We start from the raw sequence: 22,052 nt of genomic DNA on the forward strand, positions 1-22,052 counted from the left end.
CACAACGACGCAGGGCTTGTTTTACGCCTCCAGACTTTAAGGATTTGCTGCGTTTCGGTGAGGGGCATTGCCCGGTATGGGCCCGATAGGCTGGCCGCTCATGGCGGCGCTTGCCCCAAATTCCGTATCGCGGATCAATGTCTTGCCGTTGCCGGGGGCGATGTAAAGCCATAGACAGAGAGAATGTCAGCGCAAACGGATCTGGTTATTCTGGGCGGCGGGCTGGCCGGGGGGCTGGCGGCGCTGGCTGTTGCGGCACAGCGCCCCGAATGGCGAGTCTGTGTCGTGGAGGCGGGCGAGCGCTGCGGCGGCAACCATGTCTGGTCATGGTTCGACAGCGATATCGCGCAGGACGCCCGCTGGCTGGTCGATCCGCTGGTGGTGAAGCACTGGGATGGCCATGGCGTGCGCTTTGCCGGGCATGAGCGGCAGTTGCCCATGGGCTACAACAGCACGAATGGCGAAAGGCTGGACGCGGTGCTGGAGGAGCGCTTGCCCAAGGGCGCGGTGCTGCGCGGCAGCCCGGCGCTGGAGGTGAGCGCCACCCATGTCACGCTGGCCGACGGGTGGCGGCTGGAGGCGGGCGCGGTGCTCGATGCGCGGGGCGCTCCGGGTTTTGCGGGGCTGAGGGGCGGCTGGCAGAAATTCGTTGGGCAAGTGTGGCACACCGGGCCGCATGGGTTTGAAAAGCCCATCATTATGGACGCCACCGTGGAACAGCGGGACGGCTATCGCTTTATCTATGTGCTGCCCTTTTCCGCGGAGACGCTCTTTGTCGAGGACACCTATTATTCGGCCCATGCCGGGCTGGATCGGGATGTGCTGGCCGGGCGCATCGCGGACTATGTGGCGGGGTTGGGCCTGAAGCAGGCGCGAATCATCCATGAGGAGCAGGGGGTGTTGCCCGTGGTGGCCGGTGGCGAGATCGAGACATTCCTGGCCGCCACGCGCATCCCCGGCGTGGGGCGCATCGGCACGCGCGCCGGGCTGTTTCATCCGCTGACCTCCTATTCGTTGCCCTGCGCGGTGGAGGCGGCGCTGGCGGTGGCCGGGGCGCCCGGACTTTCGGCGCTGGACGGCCTTTGCGAAAGCCGCGCGCGGGCGCATTGGCGCGACGGCGCTTTCCTGCGCCTGCTGGCGCGCATGATGTTCGGCGCCGGGGAGCCCGCGCGCTGGCATCGCGTTTTCGAGCGCTTCTACCGGCTGAACGAGGGGCTGATCGCCCGTTTCTACGCCGGGCGGCTGACCATGCCGGATAAGCTGCGGCTGGTGAGCGGGCGCCCGCCGGTGCCGCTGGGCCGGGCGCTGGCCACGCTGATGGGCGGGGGCAATTCCCTCGCGGGGCTGGATCATCCCGGCAATGTCGGGCATGATTCGCCACAACCTTCGATCGGGTCCATAACAATGTCGCCTTCTGCCGGTCCTGGCGCTTCGGGAGTCTTGCCATCATGAAACGCGCCTGTGTCATCGGCGCCGGCTTTGGCGGCCTGGCTCTTGCCATCCGCCTGCAATCAGCCGGGATCGCCACCACCGTGGTGGAGGCGCGCGACAAGCCGGGCGGCCGCGCCTATGTCTGGCACAAGGAGGGCTATACCTTCGACGCCGGGCCGACCGTCATCACCGATCCGGCCAGCCTTGAGGAGCTGTGGACGCTTTCGGGCAACCGGATGGCAAACGATGTCGAGCTGATGCCGGTGATGCCCTTCTATCGCCTGCAATGGCCCGATGGCGTGCATTTCGACTATTCCAATGACGAAGGCGCCCTGCGCGGCGAGATCGCCCGCGTCGCCCCCGCCGATCTGGGGGGCTATGAGGATTTCCTCGGCTATGCGGCGGATGTCTATCAGGAAGGCTATGTGAAGCTGGGCCATGTGCCCTTCCTCGATTTCGCCAGCATGGTGAAGGCCGCGCCCGCGCTGATCAAGCATCAGGCCTGGCGCAGCGTCTATGATGTCGTCAGCTCCTATGTGGAAAGCGAGAAGCTGCGCGAGGCGCTGTCCTTCCACACGCTGCTGGTGGGCGGCAATCCCATGACCACCAGCTCGATCTATGCGCTGATCCACAAGCTGGAGAAGGATGGCGGCGTGTGGTGGGCCAGGGGCGGCACCAACAAGCTCGTCGCTGGCATGGTGGCCCTGTTCGAGCGGCTGGGCGGCACGCTGCGGCTGAATGACAAGGTGTCCTGCATCCACACCGTGGGCAACCGCGCCTCCGAGGTGGAAACCGCCAGCGGCTGGCGTGAGCGCTTCGATGCCGTCGCCAGCAATGCCGATCTGATGCACACCTATCGCGACCTGCTCTGCGAGGCGCCGCGCGGCAACCAATATGCCAAGAAGCTGGCCCAGAAGCGCTGGTCGCCCAGCCTTTTCGTGGTGCATTTCGGCATGGAGGGCAAATGGCCCGGCATCCCGCATCACTCGATCCTCTTCGGGCCGCGCTACAAGGGCCTGCTGGAGGATATCTTCGACCATGGCGTGCTGCCGCGCGACTTCTCGATCTATCTCCACCACCCCACGATCAGCGATCCCTCGCTGGCGCCCGAGGGGCACAGCAGCTTCTATGCGCTGGTGCCGGTTGCCCATCTCGGCAAGCTGCCGATCGACTGGGACACCATCGGGCCGGTGCTGGAAAAGCGCATCCTCGACGAGATCGGCCTGCGCTTCATCCCCGATATTCACGACCGTATCACGGTCAAATTCCATTATGCCCCGCCCGATTTCGAAAGCGACCTGTCCGCCTATATGGGCAGTGCCTTCAGCCTTGAGCCGATTCTGACTCAAAGCGCATGGTTCCGCGGGCACAATCGTGACGATGTCATCCCCAACCTCTATCTGGTGGGGGCGGGAACCCATCCCGGCGCGGGCATTCCGGGTGTTGTCGGCAGCGCGAAAGCGACTGCCGGTCTGATGATCGAGGATTTGAGACTTTGAAGAACATTGCTGTCTATTGCGGTTCGGCCACCCCGTCGGACCCGCGTTATGTCGAACTGGCCTACACGGTGGGCGCCACGCTGGCGCAGCGCGGCATCGGTCTGGTCTATGGCGGCGGCAAGCTGGGCCTGATGGGCGCGGTGGCCAAGGGCGCACTGGACAATGGCGGCCATGTCATCGGCGTGATCCCCAAGGCGCTGGAGCGGACCGAAGTCACCAACCACGACTGTTCGGAGCTGATGGTGGTGGAAGACATGCACCAGCGCAAGGCGGCCTTCACCCGCCTGTCGGACGGTTTCATCACCCTTCCGGGCGGTGTGGGCACCATGGACGAGCTGTGGGAAGCGGTAAGCTGGGCCCAGCTTGGCTATCACGCCAAGCCGGTGGGCGTGCTCAACGCCTTTGGTTTCTATGACCAGCTTCTGGCCTTCAACCGCCACATGATCGAGGTAGGCTTTATCCGACCTGCCCATCAGGGCATCATCATCGCCGAGCGGGAACTCGACCTGCTGCTCGACCGTATGGAAGCGCATGAGCCGATCAAGCCGATCGTGCAGATGGACCCCGATACGCTTTGAGCCAAGCGCGCACCTTGCCCCCCCGCTCAGCGCTGGTGGAGGCTGCCTACGGCAGCATCCGGCGAGGCTCCAAAAGCTTCGCCACCGCCAGCCAGCTTATGGGGCGCGAGGTGCGGGAGCGGGTCTGGATGCTCTATGCCTGGTGCCGCGCCTGCGATGATCTTGCCGATGCGCAGGATCATGGCGGGGCGCTGGGCGACCAGACCGGCGCCGATGGCCGCCTGAACGAGATACGCCGCCTGACCGCCCTTGCGCTGGCCGGGCGCGAGGCGGGGCGCGAAGCCTTCGACTGCCTTGGCGTCGTCGCCGCCGAATGCGGCATCGGCGCGGTGCACACCGGCGATGTGATCGCCGGTTTCGCGCTCGACACCAACGGCTGGCACCCCCGTACCGAGCGCGACATGCTGGCCTATTGCTACCATGTGGCAGGGGCGGTGGGCGTGCTGATGGCGCTGGTGATGGGCGTGGATCGCGAGGATGCCGATACGCTCAACCGCGCCAGCGATCTGGGGATCGCCTTCCAGCTCGGCAACATCGCCCGCGACATCGCCGAGGATCACGCCGCCGGGCGCATCTATCTGCCCGCGCAATGGCTGGAGGAGGCGGGCATCGCCCCCGAAGCCCTGATGGCCGCCGAACACCGCGAGGCGCTGGTGGCGATGGTCGCGCGTCTCTGCGCGATGGCCGGGCGTTACGAGGCCAGCGCCCGTGTTGGCGCGGCCCGGTTGCCTCTGCGCAGTCAGTGGTCGGTGCTGGCGGCGGCGGGGATCTATGGCGCCATCGCGCGCAAGGTCGCGACAAAGCGGGCGCGGGCGTGGGATGCGCGCGTGACGACCAGCAAGCCGGAGAAGTTGGGGCTGCTGCTGCGCGCAGGGGCTCAGGCGGCGAAAGCGCGGTGGTTGGGGATCGCGCCTCATCCGGCCGATGTCGCGCCTGTGCCTTATGGGCGGGGCGTGCTGGCCGGGGCTGTGGCAAGGGTTTGAAGGGAAGAAGCAGGGGGCCATCGCCCCTGCACCCCCGTTACGTCTCCCGACGAGAGGGTGTGCCGGTCCAGCAGTTTGCGCCAACGTCCCACCGCCGGAGGCTGTTATTCCCTGCGGGGCGGAGAGGTTGGGCGCTTGGGTCGGGTGCCGCTGCGGCTTCGTCGGAAGACGTAACGGGAGTTTGAGGGCGTAACGCCCTCAAGAATCTCTCTTCCAAACCCCTTAAGCTACCTGCCGAGGCCCACCCGGCGGATTGCGCCGCTTGAACAACTGCCCCTTCTCGCTGAACAGCAGCAGGCCCAGAGTCAGCACCCCGGCGCTGACCAGAGCGATGGCCAGCGGGCGCGCCGTGCCGTCGAAGGCATTGCCGATGATGATCCCCAGCACCGACCCGCCCACGATCCGGATGAACACCTGAATCGAGGCTGCTGCCCCCGCCGTCCGCGCGAAGGGTTGCAGCGCGATCGAGGAGAAATTGGCGCCCAGGAAGCCGGTGAGGCACATGTTAAGCGTCATCAGCGGCAGGAATTCCCAGATCGTCTCGTCGGGCCCGGCCATATGCCACTGCAGCAGGCTGGTGCAGATATAGACCATCAGCGCCCCGTGCGAGACGCGCCGCGCGCCCAGCCGCATCACGATGCGCGCATTGGTGAAGGCGGTGGCGGCCATGCACATCGCCATGCCCGCGAACATCAGCGGGAAGCGCGCGCCCGCGCCGAAATGCTCGGCCACAAGCTGTTGTGCTGAGTTGATGTAGCCCAGCAGCGCGCCGGTCACCAGCGCATTGGCAATGACATAGCCGATGGCGGCGCGGCAGGTCAGCACCTCGCCCAGCGTGCGGGTGAGGCGGCCGATGTTGACGCTCTGGCGGTATTCCGGGTGCAGAGTCTCGGGCAGGCGCAGCGCGGCCCAGATCGACACGATCACGCCCATCAGGCCCATCACGCCGAAGATCCAGCGCCAGCTTGCGGCCAGCAGCACGGCTTGACCGACGCTGGGGGCCAGCATCGGCACGATCATGAAGACCATGGAGACCAACGACTGGGTGCGGGCCATGCGGTCGCCCTCGAAGCTGTCGCGGATGATGGCGGCGGGCAGCACGTTGAAGCCCGCGCAGGCCAGCCCCAGCACCGCGCGCGACACCAGCAGCATCTCGAAGCTGACCGCCAGCGCGCAGGCGGTGGTGAGCAGCACATAGAGCGCCATGCAGGTCAGCAGCACCGGGCGGCGGCCAAAGCGGTCGGCCAGCGTGCCGGGGACGAGGCAGCCAAGCCCGCTGAAGAGCATGAAGACGCCCACGACCAATTGGCGATGATTGGCGTCGGTGACATGCAGGTCGGACGCGATATGGCCCAGCGCGGGCAGCATGGAATCGACCGACAATGCCTGAAGGGCCTGAATAAAGGCCATCAGCATCACAAATTCGCGCGGATTCATCGTTTTGGGGCCGGATTGTACGGAATCGGCCTGTGTGGAGGCGTTCATGGGGGCCTCATGGGCCTTTGGGCGCGCAGATGCCAGTGTTTTAGAGGCTTTGAAAATTTTCCCATTATTTGGGGAAATTCACATCATGAATTTGGTGTGAATTGCATGGTCAGTTTCGGCTCATGCTGCGACGCAATGCAGGAAATGGCGGAAATCCGCCGTTTTTGGAAAACTGGCACGGCTCATGCTGTACCCCTTGCATCCCGCCGGAACGGCTTCGGCGGAAACAAGCAAGGGGAAGTATCATGAACAATTTCAACCGTTTCACCACCGCTCTCGCCGCCAGCCTCGGCGTTGTCGCCACCTTCGCCATCGGCATGACCCCCATGGTCGCCCACGCCGCCACCTTCGCCGACAGTGCCGAAGCCGGTGCCCCCGTCGAGCATGTCGAAATGGACGAAAACGGCGTGCCCAGCCTGCGCGTCTCCTATGCCGGCCTCGATCTGAGCAATGAGCAGGGCCGCAAGGAAATGGACCACCGCCTGGCCCGCGCCGCCACCCGCGTCTGCGAACCGCTGCGTGTTGCCTCGATCGAAGCCGACCGCTCGATTGCCTATCAGAACTGCCGCAGCGACGCGATCGCTCAGGGCCACAACGCCATCGACGGGCTGGGCCGCTGAGCTCCGATATCGCAGGGGGCGCCCGGAGGCCTCTCCCGCCCCGGCCCCCTGCCAGAATGTCCTGCCAACATCTTCCGGTGACAGATTTGTAGAGCCCCGGTGCGCGTCCCGCTCCGGGGCGCTACCATGTGCGGCATGGAGTCGCACCAGCCAGACGATGATGATGACAGCGAGGAAGCCGATGGGCTCCGCAAGATCATCCATGTCGATATGGACGCCTTCTTCGCCAGCGTCGAACAGCGCGACGATCCCTCGTTAAAAGGTCAGCCCGTGGCCGTCGGCGGCAGCCGTGCGCGCGGTGTGGTGGCCGCGGCCAGCTATGAGGCGCGGGTCTTCGGCGTGCGCTCGGCCATGCCCAGCGTGAAGGCGGTGCGCCTGTGCCCGCATCTCATCTTCAAGCCGCCGCGTTTCGAGGTTTATCGCACCGTCTCGCGCCAGATCCGCGCGATCTTCGCCGATTACACGCCGCTGATCGAGCCCCTGTCACTGGACGAGGCCTATCTCGACGTGACGCAGGATCTGAAAGGCATCGGCAGCGCGACGCGCATCGCGCAGTTGATCCGCGCCCGCATCAAGGCCGAAACCAACCTCACCGCCAGCGCCGGGGTCAGCTACAACAAATTCATCGCCAAGCTGGCCAGCGACCAGAACAAGCCCGATGGCCTCTGCGTGATCCGCCCCGGCGAGGGCGCGCAATTCGTCGCCAGCCTGCCCGTGCGGCGCTTCCACGGCGTGGGCCCGCGCGGCGCGGAGAAGATGGCGGCTCTGGGCATCGTCAATGGCGCCGACCTGCGCGAAAAGGATCTGGCCTTCCTGCGCCAGCATTTCGGTGCTCAGGCGGATTATCTCTATCGCGCCGCGCGCGGCATCGACCTGCGCCGGGTGCGCCCCAACCGCCCGCGCAAATCCATCGGCACCGAGCGCACCTTCGAGCGCGATATCTCCACCGGCAGCCGCCTGCGCGAGGTGCTGGCGCATATCGTCGATCTGGTCTGGGACGATATCGAGAAGGTCGGGGCCAAGGGGAGGACGGTGACTCTGAAGCTGCGCTTGTCGGATTTTACGCTGCGGACGCATGCGCGGTCTTTGTCGCGCGCTGTGGAGGGGCGAGAGGAACTGGCCCGGCTGGCGGGGGAACTGCTGGATAATGTGTTGCCGCTGCCTCAGCCGGTACGGTTGATGGGGGTGACTTTGTCAGCGCTGGAAGGGCGGCAGGCGGTTTCCGCGCCGGTCGTCGCGGATCAGGGCGGGGGGCAGTTGGATCTGTTTTGAAGGATTTTAAGGAAAGACAATGCGAGGGGGTTACCCCCTCGCGCTCCCATTCCGTCTCCCGACGATAGGGCGGTGGCGCCCGATCCTTGCGCCTGACCTCTCCACCTGCACCACCTATGGCGCCGCAGGCAATGAAACTTAAAGCCTGCGGCGCTGCAAGTTAGGCGCAAGGCCGAACCCGTGACGCCCACGCAGACAGTAAAGGGAGCGCGAGGGCGATGGCCCTCGCATGTTACTTTTTTTTCTTCCAGCCACTCGCCCATCTTCTGCTTCAGCCCCTCCGACATGGCGGAAGGCCAAAGCCCCGGCGTAAAGAACGCGGCGTCGACAATCTCCCGCCCGTCCGGCGCCGGCGTTCCCGAGCAGCGCCCCGCCACGATGTAGGACACATTCGCCGCCCCGTGGAACGCGTCATGCGTGGTGGCCACCAGACGCGGCTCTTCCAGAGCGATGCCGATTTCCTCGCGAAACTCGCGCGCGGCGGCGACCAGAGGATCTTCGCCGGGCTTCACGCCGCCGCCCGGCGGCATCCAGTTGGCCGAGCCGTAGGAGTGCTGAACCAGCAGCACGCGCCCTTGCGGATCGAGCCCCAGCACCCGGCAGCCGGAGATTTCGGGTTTCCTGATCCGCCACCATTGCCGCCGGATCTGGTGGGCCAGCCTCAATGCCAGCCGGTGGAGCGGTGCCGGGGCGAACCCCAGCACCTTCTCCGCCATCAGCAGAAGCATGTCACCGGCTTGTCGGTCGCCTTCAGCAGGCGGGCGACGGGCAGGTCGTTGCCACCGGCGGCGGCCTGCTCGAAGATCTCGCGCTTATGGGCGTCGCCGGTGATGAGGAAGGCGATGGCGTCCGACGCCGCCAGCGAGGGGATGGTCAGCGACAGGCGGTCGAAGGGCGCCTCGGGCGGCAGGGGATCGGGGGTCAGGCGGATGACCTTGGCGGGAGCATCGGCCTGCGGGTTGGTGTTGGGGAACAGGCTGGCGATATGGCCGTCGCCGCCCATGCCGAGCAGGGCCAGCGCGAAGCGGGGCGGGACCTGCCCTTCCTCAAGGCCGACGATGGTGGCGCCTGTGGGCTCCAGCACGGCGCGGATCTTGGCGAGGTTCGAGGCGGGGTGATCCTCTGGCACCATGCGGTCGTCATTGGGCCAGACGCTGATGCGGTCGAAGGCCAGATCATGCTCCACCAGCGCGCTGAGCACCGGGAACGGCGTGCGCCCGCCCGGCACCGTGATGGCGATGGGCTGGTCCGTGGCGGCCAGCGCAGCGGAGAGGTGATCGGCCAGCCACTGGGCGATGGCGACAGGATCGGCGGCGGGGGTGAGTGTGACTTGAGCCATATGCGATGGGTAGCATTGGTGGTTGGGTGTGGGAATGGCGTGCAATGCTATGGAGTGGCAGGAATAAGGTGAAAAGCAGGGGGCGTTACGCCCCCTGCACCCCCGTTACGTCTTCCGGCGAAAGGTGGGTGTTTTTGGGCAGCGTTGCGCCCGACCTATCCGCCCCGCAGGGAATAATGCCTGCGGCGCGGCGACGTTGCTCTGTGGCTGAACCCGTGGCGCCACGTAGACATTCATGGGAGCGCGAGGGGGTAACCCCCTCGCATCTTCTCTTCTTAATTCTCTCGAACCACTCTGAGGAAAGCCTCTCCATAGGCTTCCAACTTGCGCGCGCCGACGCCATTGACCTGCCCCAACTCATCCAGCGACTGAGGCCGGGCCAGAGCGATCTCGCGCAACGTCGCATCGTGGAAGATGACATAGGGCGGCACATTGCCCTCCTTGGCCAGATCGCGACGCAGGCCGCGCAGCGCCTCGAACAGCGGATCACCCACGGGGTTGGCGCTGTTGCCGGAACGCTCGCGGCGGCGGCCTTTCTCGCGCGGCGGCGGGCGGGTGATGAGGACGGCGGCCTCGCCGCGCAGGATGTCGCGCGCGTCTCCGGCAAGGCGCAGCCCGCCATGCTCGGTGGTGTCGAGGCTGCCGCGTGCCTGCAGGGCGCGGGCGAGGGGGCGCAGCAATTGCGCTTCCTCGGCATCGACGATGTTGAAGACGGTGAGTTCGTCATGCCTGCGGGCGCGGACCTTTTCGTCCTCCACCCCGGTCAGCACGTTGGCGATATGGCCGAGGCCAAAGCTCTGCCCGGTGCGGTAGATCGCCGAGAGCAGCTTGCGCGCCAGATCGGTGGCGTCGATCACATCGGGCGCCTGCAGGCAGTTGTCGCAATTGCCGCAACTGGCGGGGGGCTGCTCGCCGAAATGGCGGCGCAGCAGGGCGCGGCGGCAGGCGGCGGTTTCCACCAGCGCGGCCATCGAGTTCAGTCGGGCGAGTTCGCCGGGGCGGCGCTCTTCCTCGACCTCCGACAGACGCTGGCGGGCCTTGGCGAAATCCTCCGCGCCCCACAGCATCAGGGCATGGGCAGGGTCTCCATCGCGGCCCGCGCGGCCGGTTTCCTGATAATAGGCCTCGATCGATTTGGGCAGGCCCGCATGCGCCACAAAGCGCACATCCGGCTTGTCGATGCCCATGCCGAAGGCGATGGTCGCGACCATCACCATATCTTCAGAGGCCACGAAAGCGGCCTGATTGGCGGCACGCGTCTCGGGCGGCAGGCCGGCGTGATAGGGCAGCACGGCGCGCCCGGTGGCCTCCAGCGCCTCGGCCATGCGCTCTACCCCGGCGCGGGTCTGGGCGTAGACGATGCCCGAGCCCGGCGTGTCGGCGATCAGGCGCTTGATCTGCGCCAGCGGATTGTCGCGCGCGGCGATGGTGTAGCGGATGTTGGGCCGGTCAAACCCGGCGACGATCATGCCATCGCCGGGGATGCCAAGCTGGTCGAGGATATCGTGGCGGGTGTGTTCGTCGGCGGTGGCGGTCAGCGCCAGCCTCGGCACGCCGGGGAAGGCGTCCATCATCGGGCGCAGCAGGCGGTAATCCGGGCGGAAATCATGGCCCCACTGGCTGACGCAATGCGCCTCGTCGATGGCGAAGAGGCTGATATGCGCCTGTTCGAGCAGATCGCGGAAATGCTGCTGGCTGGCGCGTTCCGGGGCGACGTAGAGCAGGTCGAGGTCGCCATCGAGCAATGCGCCGATGGTGGTGCCGCGATCCATATCCGCACTGGTCAGGCTGGCGGCACGGATGCCGTTGGCGCGGGCGGAGCGGAGCTGGTCATGCATCAGAGCGATCAGCGGGGAGACCACGACGCAGGTGCCGGGCAGCATGGTGGCGGGCAGTTGATAGGTCAGCGATTTGCCCGCGCCCGTGGGCATGATGGCCAGCGTGGAATGGCCGCCCAGAATACGCTCGACCACCTGTTGCTGCACGCCTCTGAAGCCGGTGAAGCCGAAGGTTTTGTGGAGGGCTTCGCTGGCGTCGGGGAGGGTTTCTGAAGTGGTCACAAGGGTGGTTATGGCAGAATCAGGAAGGAAAAAGAAGATGCGAGGGGGTTACCCCCTCGCGCTCCCGGAACGTCTTCCGACGAGAGGGTAGTGGCTCCGCATCGTGGCGCCCAGACTATCCACCTGAGCAAGGCTAGGCGCCGCAGGCAGGCATGGTTCGTGGATCGGCTGCGCTGCGGGTTTTCATGCCTGCGGCGCGGCGACGTTGCTCTATGGCCGAACCCGTGGCGCAACGTAGACATTAAAGGGAGCGCGAGGGCGATGGCCCTCGCATTTCTCTTTTTCGTTCTTAATCCAGATTGGGCCGCAACCACCGTGTCGCCGTTTCCAGATCGACGCCCCGACGCTCGGCGTAATCCTCCAACTGGTCGGTCCCGATCGTCGCCACGCCGAAATACTGCGATTCCGGGTGAGCGAAATAGAAGCCCGACACCGCCGAGGTGGGCAACATGGCCTGCGATTCCGTCAGGGTTATCCCGGCGTTCTCTGTGGCATCCAGCAGGTCGAACAGGATCGGCTTCAACGAGTGATCCGGGCAGGCGGGATAGCCGGGCGCGGGGCGGATGCCGCGATAGTGCTCGCGGATCAGGGCCTCGTTGGTGAGCTGCTCGTCCGGCGCATAGCCCCACAGGGTGGTGCGGGTGTGGAGGTGCAGACGCTCGGCGAAGGCTTCGGCGAAGCGGTCGGCCAGCGCTTTGAGCAGGATATCGTTGTAATCGTCGTGGTTGGCCTTGAAGCGTTCCAGATGCGGCTCGATGCCGTGGATGCCCACGGCGAAACCGCCCAGCCAGTCGCCTGCGGGGGCGATAAAGTCAGCGAGGCAGAAGTTGGCGCGGCCCCGGCTCTTGGCGAATTGCTGGCGCAGCATGGGCAGCACGGTGCCGTCCTGCAGGACGATATCGTCCTCATCGCGCACGGCGGGCCAGAACCCGGCGACGGCGCGGGCGGTGAGCCATTTTTCCTCGATGATCTGCTTCAGCATGGCCTGGGCGTCCGCGAAGAGGTTGCGGGCGCTTTCGCCCACCACGGCATCGTCGAGGATCGCGGGGTAGACGCCCGCCAGTTCCCAGGCGCGGAAGAAGGGCGTCCAGTCGATGTACTGCGCCAGATCGGCCAGATCCCAGTCGTCGAAGCGGTGGATGCCGGGCTGCAACGGGGCTGCGGGCTTCTGGGTGAAGTCGGGCGCGAAAGCGTTGGCGCGGGCGTCGGCCAGCGACACCAACTTCGACTTGCCACGGCCCTCGCGGGCGCGGCGGGTGGCTTCATATTCGGTGGCGGTGGCCTCGATAAAGGCGTCGGCCTGCGTGTCGGAGAGCAACTGGCTGGCGACGCCCACGGCGCGGCTGGCGTCCAGAACGTGGATCACCGGGCCGTCATAGGCCGGGTCGATGCGCAGGGCGGTGTGGACCTTCGAGGTCGTCGCGCCGCCGATCAGCAGCGGCATGGTCATCCCTGCGCGCTGCATTTCCTCGGCCACGGTGACCATTTCGTCGAGGCTGGGCGTGATCAGGCCCGACAGGCCGATCATATCCACCTGCTCCTTTTGCGCCAGGTCGAGGATGGTGGCCCAGGGCACCATCACGCCCATGTCGAGCACTTCATAGCCGTTGCACTGAAGGACCACGCCCACAATGTTCTTGCCGATATCGTGGACGTCGCCCTTCACGGTGGCCATGATGATGCGGCCCTTGGCCTTGGCGCCTTCTTCCTTCTCCGCCTCGATAAAGGGGATGAGGTGGGCGACGGCCTTCTTCATCACGCGGGCCGATTTCACCACCTGCGGCAGGAACATCTGGCCCGAGCCGAAGAGGTCGCCCACGGTGTTCATGCCGCCCATCAGCGGGCCTTCGATCACCTCGATGGGGCGGCCGCCGCGTGCCTGAATGGCGGCGCGGGCTTCCTCGGTGTCATCGACGATATAGGCGTCGATGCCCTTCACCAGAGCGTGTTCGAGGCGCTTTACCACATCGTAGGAGCGCCATTCCTCGGCGGCCTTTTCGGCGGCCTTGTCCGTGCCCTTGAAGGCTTCGGCGATGGCGATCAGCTTTTCGGTGTTGGTCTCCTCGCCCACCTGCGGGCGGTTGAGGATCACATCCTCGCAGGCATCGCGCAGCTTGCGGTCGATCTGGTCATAGATGTCGAGCTGGCCGGCGTTGACGATGGCCATGTCCATGCCGGCGGGAATCGCGTGATAGAGGAACACGCTGTGCATCGCCCGGCGCACCGGCTCATTGCCACGGAAGCTGAAGGACAGGTTGGAAAGGCCGCCGCTGATATGCACATGCGGGCAGCGGGCCTTGATCTCACGGGTCGCCTCGATGAAGTCCACGCCGTAATTGTCGTGTTCCTCGATGCCGGTGGCGACGGCGAAGACGTTGGGATCGAAGATGATGTCTTCGGGCTGGAAGCCGATGCCGGTCAGCAATTGATAGGCGCGGCAGCAGATCTCGACCTTGCGCTCCTTGGTGTCGGCCTGACCCTTTTCGTCGAAGGCCATGACGACCACGGCGGCGCCATAATCCATACAGAGGCGGGCGTGATGGAGGAAGGCGTCCTCGCCCTCCTTCATGCTGATCGAGTTGACGATCGGCTTGCCCGAAACGCATTTCAGACCGGCCTCGATCACCTCCCATTTGGACGAGTCGATCATCACCGGCACGCGGGCGATATCGGGTTCCGCCGCGATGAGTTTCAGGAAGGTGGTCATTGCCTCGACAGCGTCGAGCAGGCCCTCGTCCATGTTGACGTCGATGACCTGCGCCCCGGCGTCCACCTGGTTGCGGGCGACCTCGATGGCCTTGGTGTAATCGCCGGCGAGGATCAGCTTTTTGAACGCGGCCGAGCCGGTGACATTGGTGCGCTCGCCGACATTGACGAAACGGCTGGAAGATTGCGTGGTCATCTTAGGTCACTCGGCCATGGTGAAGGGTTCAAGGCCCGCCAGGCGGGTGACATGCGAAAGCGTGGGCGCATGGCGCGGCGACAGGCCGGTGACAGCCCGCGCCATCGCGCCGATATGCGCGGGCGTGGAGCCGCAGCAGCCGCCCAGCACATTGACCTGCCCCGCATCGGCCCATTCCTTGACGAGGCCCGCCGTGGTCTCGGGCATCTCGTCATAGGCGCCCAGCTCGTTGGGCAGACCGGCGTTGGGGTAGATCATGATGAGCGTGTCGGATATTTCCGACAGCAGCTTCACATGGGGGCGAAGCTGCGTGGCGCCAAACGAACAATTCAGCCCGATGGTCAGCGGCTTGGCATGGCGCACGGCGTGCCAGAAGGCCTCCACCGTATGACCCGAGAGATTGCGGCCCGACAGGTCGGTCAGCGTCATGGAAAGCATGATCGGCACCTCGCGGCCCACCTCCTGTTCCAGCTTTTTGACCGCCATGATCCCGGCCTTGGCGTTGAGCGTATCGAACACCGTCTCGATCAGGATGAAGTCGGCGCCGCCCTCGACCAGCGCGCGGGCCTGCTCGAGGTAGACATCGACCATCGTGTCCCAATCGACCTCGCGGTACCCCGGATCGTTCACATCGGGCGAGAGCGAGAGCGTCTTGTTCGTCGGCCCGATGGCGCCCGCCACAAAGCGGGGGCGGCCATCCTTGGCCTGATATTCATCGGCCATGCGGCGCGCCAACTGCGCGCTGGCGACGTTGATCTCGCGCACCAGATGCTCGGCGCCGTAATCGGCCTGCGAGATGCGGTTGGCCGAGAAGGTGTTGGTTTCGGCGATGTCCGCCCCGGCCTCGAAATAGGCGCGGTGGATCGATTCCGGCACCTCGGGCTTGGTCAGCGCGAGGATGTCGTTGTTGCCCTTCTGGTCGTGAGTCAGGCCCAGCGAGCCCGCGTAATCGGCCTCGCTCAGCTTGAAGTTCTGGATTTCCGTGCCGAAGGCGCCGTCGGTGATCAGCAGGCGCTGGGCGGCCTGCTCAAGGAAGGCCTTGCGGGCTGCGGAGGGGGTGATGGTCATGCGGCGATCTCCGAAACCTTTGGGCGCAGGCCCAGCAGATGGCTGATGGCATAGGACAATTCGGCGCGGTTGAGCGTGTAGAAATGGAAATCACGCACCCCGCCAGCATAGAGGCGGCGGCAGAATTCGGCGGCCAGCGTGGCGGCAACCAGCTGGCGCGAACCGGGATGCTTGTCGAGCCCCTCGAACAGGCCTTCCATCCAGGCGGGGATGGCCGCGCCACAGGCGGCGGCGAATTTGTGGGCCTGCGCGAAATTGGTGACCGGCAGAATACCCGGCAGCACCGGCGCGTCGATGCCCGCGGCGGCCAGCGCATCGCGGAAGCGGAAGAAGGTTTCCGGCTCGAAGAAGAACTGGCTGATGGCGCGGGTGGCCCCGGCGTCCAGCTTGCGCTTCAGATTGTCGAGATCGGCGGCCAGATCAACGCTGTCAGGGTGCCTTTCGGGATAGGCCGCAACCGAGATTTCAAACGGCGCGATCTGCTTCAGCCCTGCGACCAGCTCGGCGGCATTGGCATAGCCTTCGGGATGCGGGGTGAAGGGCACGCCCGGCTGGCCCATATCGCCGCGCAGCGCCACGATATGGCGCACGCCCGCCTGCCAGTAAGCCTCCGCCACCTCGCGGATTTCAGCCTTGGTGGCGTCCACGCAGGTCAGGTGAGCGGCGGCGGGCAGTTTGGCCTCGCTGATGATGCGCGCCACCGTGTCATGGGTGCGGTCACGCGTCGAGCCGCCCGCGCCATAGGTCACCGAGACGAACTCGGGCGCCAGCGGGGCCAGGGTGGTCACGGTCTCCCACAATTGCGCGGCCATCGCTTCGGTCTTGGGCGGGAAGAATTCGAAGGAGACACGGATATCGCCCGGCAGCCCGGCAAACAGCGGCGTATCCAAAGCGGTGCGAGCCTCGCGCAGCGCATCATAGGTGGCAATCATATCAAAGCCTTATGCAGCGGCGGGAGCGTCAGTCCGCTGCCCGGTCCAGATCTTGACGGTCAACTGCCCGCCGGGCAGCGCGAGGGGGGGCGGCAGGCTCGAAACCCGCGCCCGTGAACAGATCGGCCATCTGGCCATCGGTGAAGCCCAGTCGCGCATGGGCGTGGGTGGAGCGCATCTCCTCGCGCTCATGCGCGGCCAGATCGACCACCGCGATGCGCCCGCCGGGCCGCGTGACGCGCGCTGCCTGAGCCAGCACCACCTCTGGCGCCTGAGCGAAATGCAGCACCTGATGGAACAGCACCGTGTCGAAAGCCGCCGGCTTGAAGGGCAGATCGGTGAAATCGCCCTGCACCAGCGTCACGCCCGAAGTCGGAAGATGCTGCAGGCGAGCCCGCGCAATCCGCAGCATCTCCGGGCTCTTGTCGAAGGCGGTGACATGGCTGGCATGGGGGCTGAACAGCTCGGCCATGCGCCCCGTACCCGTGCCGACATCCAGCATCGCGCCCAGATTGCCGTTGGAGAGCAAGGCGCCCTCCAGCGCCGCCTCCACCGGGGCATCGTCGGACACCAGCCTGCGCAGCTCGTCCCACTGCACGGCGTTGCGCTCGAAATAGGCGGCCGCGCTGCTTTCGCGCCCGGCCCGGATCGCGGCCAGATGGCGCCGGTCCTCGGCGCAGCGCGCGGCGAAAGCGGCATCGTCATGCTCGGCAGCGGCCAGCAGGCGGGTGGTGGCCCCGCCCAGCGTCGGCGCGGCAAGATCGCGATCCTCGGCAATGGCGCTTTTCAGAAAGACCCAGCTGCCCTCCTTGCGCCGCTCGGCAAGCCCCGCATCGCAGAGGATTTTGACATGGCGCGACACACGCGGCTGGCTTTGCCCCAGCACCTGTGCCAGTTCACCCACAGCCAGCTCCATCGCCGTAAGCAGGCGCATGATGCGCAGCCGCGTGGGGTCGGCCAGCGCGCGGAGGATGGGGTCGATCTGCATGGCGGTGTGGGTTCTCGGCCTCTGGTGTGAGATGGCATATAAAGATATCTTTATATGATTGCAACGCCCTTTGCGGTTTGCAAAACGCGCTTCTAGAGTAACACCCAGACAGTGTTACCCGAGGACCAGCATGACCCTTTCCCAAACCTCCGTGATCCGCGCCGCTTTGGGAGCCGGTCTGGCACTCGCCCTCGCGGCTTGTGGCCACGCTGACAAGGCCTCCGACGCGGCCTCCGCCGACAATGTGGAAATCCCCGCCGAGGAAGCGCTGAGCGGCCTGCCAGCGGGCGTGGGGCCGGTGGCGGATTCGGCTGATGCCGGGGCGCCAGTTCCGGTTCAGGCAGCGAGTTCAGGGGAGTAAGAATGCGAGGGGGTTACCCCCTCGCGCTCCCGTGACGTCTTCCGGCGAGGGGGCAGTGGCGCCGAATTGTTGCGTCCGGGCTTTCCACCAGCGCGACCTAAGGCGCCGCAGGCTTTAATCCGTCTGCCTGCGGCGCGGCAAACTAAGCGCAAGGCCGAACCCGATGCGCAACGCAGACAGTAAAGGGAGCGCGAGGGCGATGGCCCTCGCATCTTCTCCTTCAAACCTTCAATCGAAGGAAACCTTCCCCCGGCCTGCCTTCACCGCCCCACGAATCTTCTTGCCCTCAAGCCGCGCCGTTTTTCCGACCCGGTTTAACCGGCTCTTCACGCGCTTTTCGGGGAGTTTGAAGGCTTCACGGATCAGCTCTGCCAGCCTTTCCCGCGCATCGGAACGATTGGATTCCTGCGTGCGGAACCGGCGCGCGACCAAAAGGATCTCCCCCGCATCGGTCAGGCGCGATCCGGCCAGTTCCTTCATGCGCGCAAAGACCAGCGGCGGCAGGCGCAGCGCATAGATGCTCACGCGCAGCTGGACCGCCGTGGCCACCTTGTTGACATTCTGCCCACCTGGCCCGGTGGCGGTGATAAAGCTCTCGCTGACGGCGGCGAAGGCGCGGTTGATGGCGCCTTCGACCTCGCTGGAGGTCACACCGCGAAGCCCAGCGAGAGGAAGTCGCCGGGCAGCGGGGCGTGGGCCATGATGGGGTCCTTGCCGGGGCGCGGCACCTGCAGGCTGGAGGCGTGGAGCATGGTGCGGGGCGCCGTGGCGCCGGTGGAGAGGCGCTCGCCATAGATCGGGTCGCCCAGCAGCGCGATGCCCAGGCCATGGAGGGCATGGACGCGGATCTGGTGGGTGCGGCCGGTTTCGGGGCGGAATTCGACCAGCGTACCGGCCTCATTCTCGGCCAGCTTGCGCCACCGGGTGAGGGCGGGCTTGCCCTTTTTCGCCGGGATCATGCGCCAGCCCGCCGCCGCGCTGGAAATCTTGGAGAGGGCCAGTTCGATCACGCCCTTGTCCTGCTCGATCTTGCCCGCGACGATGCCGAGATAGACCTTCTCCACCACGCGCTCCTCGAAGGCGGCGGAAAAGCGCTTGAGCGCCTTGGGGTTGCGGGCCAGCAGCAGACAGCCGGAGGTGTCGCGGTCCAGCCGGTGGACGGGCGCGGGGGCGCGGGCAAAGCCGAAGCGCAGCGAATCGAGATGATTCTCAAGGCTGACACCGCCCGCGCGGGGCATGTCGAGTGGCAGGCCGGCGGGCTTGTCGATCACGAGCGCCTCGCCGTCTTCGAAGAGGATGGGGAGGGTCATTGTGATTCCAGTGCTTTGGCTATGCGCGCGATGGCGGTTTGAAGGACGGCGTCGTCGGCGGCGAAGGAGATGCGGAAGCCATCCTGCCCGCCGAAGGCCGATGCGGCGACCACGGCCACGCCATGCTCGAGCAGATGCATGGCCAGCGCATTGTCGTCACCGAAGCGCGCCATATGGGGCGTGGCGTCCACCATGCAATAGAAGGCGCCGTCGGGCACGGGGGTCGAGAGGCCGGGGATGGCGTTGATCGCGGCGACCACGGCGTCGCGGCGGGCGCGGAAGCGTTCGCGCCAGTCGAGCAGGAAGTCCTGCGGGCCGGTGAAGGCGGCGACGGCGGCGGCCTGGCTGATGGTGCAGGCATTGCCGGTGATATGGCTTTGCAGGCGGGTCATGGCGCTGATCAGCCATTGCGGACCGGCGGAGACGCCGATGCGAAAGCCGGTCATGGCATGGCTCTTCGACACGCCCGAGATGGTGAGGATACGCTCGGCCAGATCGGGGGCGAGGGCCGCCAGCGTGGCATGCGGGCCCTGCCCATAGCGCAGCGGGGCGTAGATATCGTCGCTCATCACCAGCACGCGGGGGTGGCGGCGCAGCACCTCGGCAAAGCCCAGCAGGTCCTGCGCGCTGTAGGTGGCGCCGGTGGGATTGCCGGGGCTGTTGAGCAGCAGCCAGCGGGTTTTCGGCGTGATGGCCGCCTCAAGTTGCTCCGCGCTCATGCGGAAGCGGCTGGCGGGGGTGGTGGCGACCTTCACCACCTCGGCATCGGAGAAATGCACGATTTCGGAGTAGGACACCCACCATGGTGCGGGCACCACCACCTCGTCGCCGGGGTTCAGCGTGGCGGTCAGGCACAGAAACACCGACTGCTTGCCGCCGGTGGAGACCAGCACCTGAGCGGGCGCCACGGTGATCCCCAGATCGCGCTGGAAATGCAGCGCGGCTGCTTCGCGCAGTTTCGCGGTGCCTGCCACGGCGGTGTAGCGCGTTTCGCCGGCCAGCATAGCGGCGGTGGCGGCCTCGATCACATGGGGCGGGGTGGGGAAGTCGGGCTCGCCCACCGAGAGCGAGATGATGTCGGCCCCGGCGGCGCGCAATTCGAAGGCGCGGTCGGTCATCGCATTGGTCTGCGAGGGCTGGATACGGGCCAGGGCGTTTGAAATCGTCGTATCGGTCATCATGAATCCAGAAGTCGGGCGCGCATCAGCCCGCGCAGCCCATTGCCGATCAGGAAGCCTTCCGCAAGGTCATCGGGGGTGAGATCGGCCTCGCGCGCCTTGCCCTCCTCGATCAGCGAGCGGCGCAGCACGCCGCCCAGCAGGCCATGTGTGGTGGGCGGGGTCAGCAGAACGCCATCGCGCTCGACGAACAGGTTGGTGAAGCAGCCTTCGGTTACAAGATTGTCTTCACGGACAAAAATCGCCTCCTGGGCGCCTTTCGCGCGCGCCGCTTTCAGCCCGGCATTGTAGAACCAGCGGTCCGAGGTCTTGTGCGCCAGCCGCCAGTCGGAGGGATCGACCGGCAGGGGCAGCAGGATGCAGCTCACCGGATTGTCCGCATCGAGCGGCGCGGGCAGGGGCGCCGCCTCCACCGTGGTCGCGCCGCTGCGGCTGAGCGTCAGGCGGATGCGCGAGGGGGTTTCCAGCTCGAAGCCCAGAGCGTGGATGGCGTTGCGTGCGGCATGGCGGTCGAAGGAAAAGCCCAGCGCGGCGGCGCTGATCTTCAGCCGTTCGAGATGGAATTCGAGCAGCGCCATGCCCTCCTCGGGGGTAAAGCGCATGGTCTCGATCAGATCGATCTGCGCTGCATGACCCGTTTCAGCATGGACCGGCTGATGCACGAAACCCCCTTTCACCAGACACTCCCGCCATTCGCTCCAGAGCGCGGAATCGGCCACCACCGCCGATCCCACCCCCAGCACCGCGCGACCATGGCGGGCTGTGGCCGACGGAGCGCTATCCTCGCCCGTCAGCCGGAGCGTCCGGATTGCCACATTGAAGGCGGCGCGGCCAGTGCGTTCCTTGTTTCGCGCCCCCGGCGCCACGGAAACTGCCGGATCGATATGGCCGATGGCGCCGCAATAGACACCGCGGGGTGAGGGCTCGACCGCCTCGATCAGTTCCATGGCGCGGATTTTCGGCGCGCCGGTCACCGATCCGCAGGGGAAGAGGGCGCGCAGCACATCGATCGGACTGTGATCGGGCAGCAGCCGCGCCTCGATCGCCGAGACCATCTGGTGGACGCTGGGATAGCTCTCGATGGCGAAGGGCTCGGGCACTTTCACGCTGCCCGGCACGGCGATGCGCGAGAGATCGTTGCGCATCAGATCGAGGATCATCAGATTTTCCGCGCGATCCTTGGTGCTGCCGGCCAGATCCGCGCGCAGAGCCGCATCGTCCTCGGGCGTGGCGCCACGGGGGCGGGTGCCCTTCATCGGGCGGGCCGTCAGCAAGCCATCGTCGCAGGTGAAGAACAGCTCGGGCGAGTGGCTCAGCAGCCAGCCGCCGCCATCGAAGATCAGCGCGCCATAGGCCCCGCCGCCCTTGCCGCGCAGCAACGCATAGAGGGCCAGCGGGTCGCCCTGCCATGGGCCATAGAGCGGAAAGGTGTAATTGGCCTGATAGATGTCGCCATCGGCAATCGCCTGCTTCAGCCGCGCAAAGCCCCGCGCATAGGCGCCGGGCGAGATGCCGGGCGCCATCGGCCCGATGGTGCTGCGCTCATCACGGGCCTGAGCGGCCAGCCATGCGGGCACATCCGGCGCGGCGATCTCCTGCCAGCCCACGAAAGCGCCGAACCACAGCAAGGGCCCTTCACCGCCGCTGCGCCTTTGCGTCTGGGCGGCAAGGCGCGGTTCCAGCGCCAGCCCGGCCTCATAGGCGGCGTAACCGGCCAGCGCCGCGCCCTCCTGTCGCAGCGCCTCCAGCCGGGCGAGGGCGGGGGTGACCTCATCCGCGTTGCGGGCGATCACCACCTCATAGGGCTTGCTGTAAAGCCGCGCGGGGCCAGCGCCCTGACTTTTGGCATCGTCGAGCAGAACAAAGGGCGCGTTGCGGTCGAAGGGCTGATTGGCAGGCATGGCGGGCGGCTTCTAGCGGCTCAGAGACTGTTTGGAAATCCGACGAAGCCGGATTTGCGGCACCAGCCCGCTCCCCCACCCGGCCACCCAACGAAAGGATGATATGGGTGGCCGGGTGGGGGAGCGGGCTCTCAGGCGCGCCCTG

The 22,052-nt window shown here is 66.3% G+C and carries 18 protein-coding genes and 1 pseudogene; 7 read left to right on the forward strand and 12 right to left on the reverse strand.

Going from position 1 to position 22,052, the window contains the following annotated elements:
* Positions 1 to 183: 183 nt before the first annotated feature.
* Genes crtY through ABDW49_RS01390 form a run of 4 tightly spaced genes read left to right on the forward strand, consistent with a single transcriptional unit; the run spans position 184 to position 4,491 of the window.
* Positions 184 to 1,452, forward strand: a complete 1,269-nt coding sequence (crtY, locus tag ABDW49_RS01375) for a lycopene beta-cyclase CrtY (RefSeq protein WP_343609133.1) — start codon at positions 184 to 186, stop codon at positions 1,450 to 1,452.
* The gene (locus ABDW49_RS01380) at positions 1,449 to 2,930 is read left to right on the forward strand and encodes a phytoene desaturase (RefSeq protein ID WP_343609135.1); all 1,482 of its coding nucleotides are present in this window, start codon (positions 1,449 to 1,451) and stop codon (positions 2,928 to 2,930) included. Before crtY ends, ABDW49_RS01380 begins: the two co-directional genes overlap by 4 nt.
* The gene (locus ABDW49_RS01385) at positions 2,927 to 3,508 is read left to right on the forward strand and encodes a TIGR00730 family Rossman fold protein (RefSeq protein ID WP_343609137.1); all 582 of its coding nucleotides are present in this window, start codon (positions 2,927 to 2,929) and stop codon (positions 3,506 to 3,508) included. Before ABDW49_RS01380 ends, ABDW49_RS01385 begins: the two co-directional genes overlap by 4 nt.
* Positions 3,509 to 3,522: 14 nt before the next feature.
* Positions 3,523 to 4,491 (forward strand): phytoene/squalene synthase family protein, encoded by a 969-nt coding sequence (locus ABDW49_RS01390; RefSeq protein WP_343609138.1) that lies wholly within the window; start codon positions 3,523 to 3,525, stop codon positions 4,489 to 4,491.
* A 222-nt stretch (positions 4,492 to 4,713) separates the two neighbouring features.
* On the opposite strand, the gene ABDW49_RS01395 is transcribed toward ABDW49_RS01390, so the two are convergent.
* A complete protein-coding gene (locus tag ABDW49_RS01395) occupies positions 4,714 to 5,976 on the reverse strand; it encodes a multidrug effflux MFS transporter (RefSeq protein ID WP_343609139.1) in 1,263 nt (420 codons plus the stop codon).
* A 245-nt stretch (positions 5,977 to 6,221) separates the two neighbouring features.
* Here ABDW49_RS01395 and ABDW49_RS01400 point away from each other — a divergent pair, with 245 nt between their 5' ends.
* Together ABDW49_RS01400 and dinB are read left to right on the forward strand one after the other, a co-directional pair.
* Complete coding sequence (locus tag ABDW49_RS01400; protein ID WP_343609141.1) at positions 6,222 to 6,596, forward strand: UrcA family protein; 375 nt, start codon at positions 6,222 to 6,224, stop codon at positions 6,594 to 6,596.
* Positions 6,597 to 6,731: 135 nt separating this feature from the next.
* Entirely contained in the window at positions 6,732 to 7,868 is a 1,137-nt protein-coding gene (gene dinB / locus ABDW49_RS01405) for a DNA polymerase IV (RefSeq protein ID WP_343609143.1), read from the forward strand.
* Here dinB and ABDW49_RS01410 read toward each other — a convergent pair.
* From ABDW49_RS01410 to ABDW49_RS01440, 7 genes and pseudogenes are all read right to left on the reverse strand, one after another.
* The gene (locus ABDW49_RS01410; protein WP_343609145.1) at positions 7,838 to 8,596 is read right to left on the reverse strand and encodes an NUDIX domain-containing protein; all 759 of its coding nucleotides are present in this window, start codon (positions 8,594 to 8,596) and stop codon (positions 7,838 to 7,840) included. The two genes, dinB and ABDW49_RS01410, sit on opposite strands and share 31 nt — an antisense overlap.
* The gene (locus ABDW49_RS01415; protein WP_343609147.1) at positions 8,584 to 9,207 is read right to left on the reverse strand and encodes a 6-phosphogluconolactonase; all 624 of its coding nucleotides are present in this window, start codon (positions 9,205 to 9,207) and stop codon (positions 8,584 to 8,586) included. The genes ABDW49_RS01410 and ABDW49_RS01415 overlap by 13 nt, the downstream gene beginning before the upstream one ends.
* Positions 9,208 to 9,482: 275 nt before the next feature.
* The gene (recQ, locus tag ABDW49_RS01420) at positions 9,483 to 11,267 is read right to left on the reverse strand and encodes a DNA helicase RecQ (RefSeq protein WP_343609149.1); all 1,785 of its coding nucleotides are present in this window, start codon (positions 11,265 to 11,267) and stop codon (positions 9,483 to 9,485) included.
* 289 nt (positions 11,268 to 11,556) lie between these two features.
* The gene (gene metH, locus ABDW49_RS01425) at positions 11,557 to 14,169 is read right to left on the reverse strand and encodes a methionine synthase (RefSeq protein ID WP_343609151.1); all 2,613 of its coding nucleotides are present in this window, start codon (positions 14,167 to 14,169) and stop codon (positions 11,557 to 11,559) included.
* Between the two features lie 6 nt (positions 14,170 to 14,175).
* Positions 14,176 to 15,237 carry a homocysteine S-methyltransferase family protein gene (locus ABDW49_RS01430; protein WP_343609153.1) on the reverse strand — a complete coding sequence of 354 codons (1,062 nt, stop codon included), beginning with the start codon at positions 15,235 to 15,237 and terminating at the stop codon, positions 14,176 to 14,178.
* Positions 15,234 to 16,169, reverse strand: a complete 936-nt coding sequence (gene metF / locus ABDW49_RS01435; protein WP_343609154.1) for a methylenetetrahydrofolate reductase [NAD(P)H] — start codon at positions 16,167 to 16,169, stop codon at positions 15,234 to 15,236. Before metF ends, ABDW49_RS01430 begins: the two co-directional genes overlap by 4 nt.
* Positions 16,170 to 16,178: 9 nt before the next feature.
* Positions 16,179 to 17,157 (reverse strand): annotated as a pseudogene (locus ABDW49_RS01440) (metalloregulator ArsR/SmtB family transcription factor).
* Between the two features lie 130 nt (positions 17,158 to 17,287).
* On the opposite strand from ABDW49_RS01440, the gene ABDW49_RS01445 reads away from it, so the two are divergent.
* A complete protein-coding gene (locus ABDW49_RS01445; protein WP_343609155.1) occupies positions 17,288 to 17,518 on the forward strand; it encodes a hypothetical protein in 231 nt (76 codons plus the stop codon).
* Positions 17,519 to 17,746: 228 nt separating this feature from the next.
* On the opposite strand, the gene arfB is transcribed toward ABDW49_RS01445, so the two are convergent.
* Genes arfB through pabB form a run of 4 tightly spaced genes read right to left on the reverse strand, consistent with a single transcriptional unit; the run spans position 17,747 to position 21,907 of the window.
* Positions 17,747 to 18,169 (reverse strand): alternative ribosome rescue aminoacyl-tRNA hydrolase ArfB, encoded by a 423-nt coding sequence (arfB, locus tag ABDW49_RS01450; protein ID WP_343609156.1) that lies wholly within the window; start codon positions 18,167 to 18,169, stop codon positions 17,747 to 17,749.
* Complete coding sequence (locus tag ABDW49_RS01455) at positions 18,166 to 18,828, reverse strand: RluA family pseudouridine synthase (RefSeq protein WP_343609157.1); 663 nt, start codon at positions 18,826 to 18,828, stop codon at positions 18,166 to 18,168. Before ABDW49_RS01455 ends, arfB begins: the two co-directional genes overlap by 4 nt.
* The gene (locus tag ABDW49_RS01460; protein WP_343614077.1) at positions 18,825 to 20,006 is read right to left on the reverse strand and encodes a pyridoxal phosphate-dependent aminotransferase; all 1,182 of its coding nucleotides are present in this window, start codon (positions 20,004 to 20,006) and stop codon (positions 18,825 to 18,827) included. The genes ABDW49_RS01455 and ABDW49_RS01460 overlap by 4 nt, the downstream gene beginning before the upstream one ends.
* Entirely contained in the window at positions 20,006 to 21,907 is a 1,902-nt protein-coding gene (gene pabB / locus ABDW49_RS01465) for an aminodeoxychorismate synthase component I (RefSeq protein ID WP_343609158.1), read from the reverse strand. Before pabB ends, ABDW49_RS01460 begins: the two co-directional genes overlap by 1 nt.
* Positions 21,908 to 22,052: the final 145 nt, after the last annotated feature.

The sequence above is a fragment of the Novosphingobium sp. genome (assembly GCF_039595395.1).
Taxonomy (GTDB): domain Bacteria; phylum Pseudomonadota; class Alphaproteobacteria; order Sphingomonadales; family Sphingomonadaceae; genus Novosphingobium.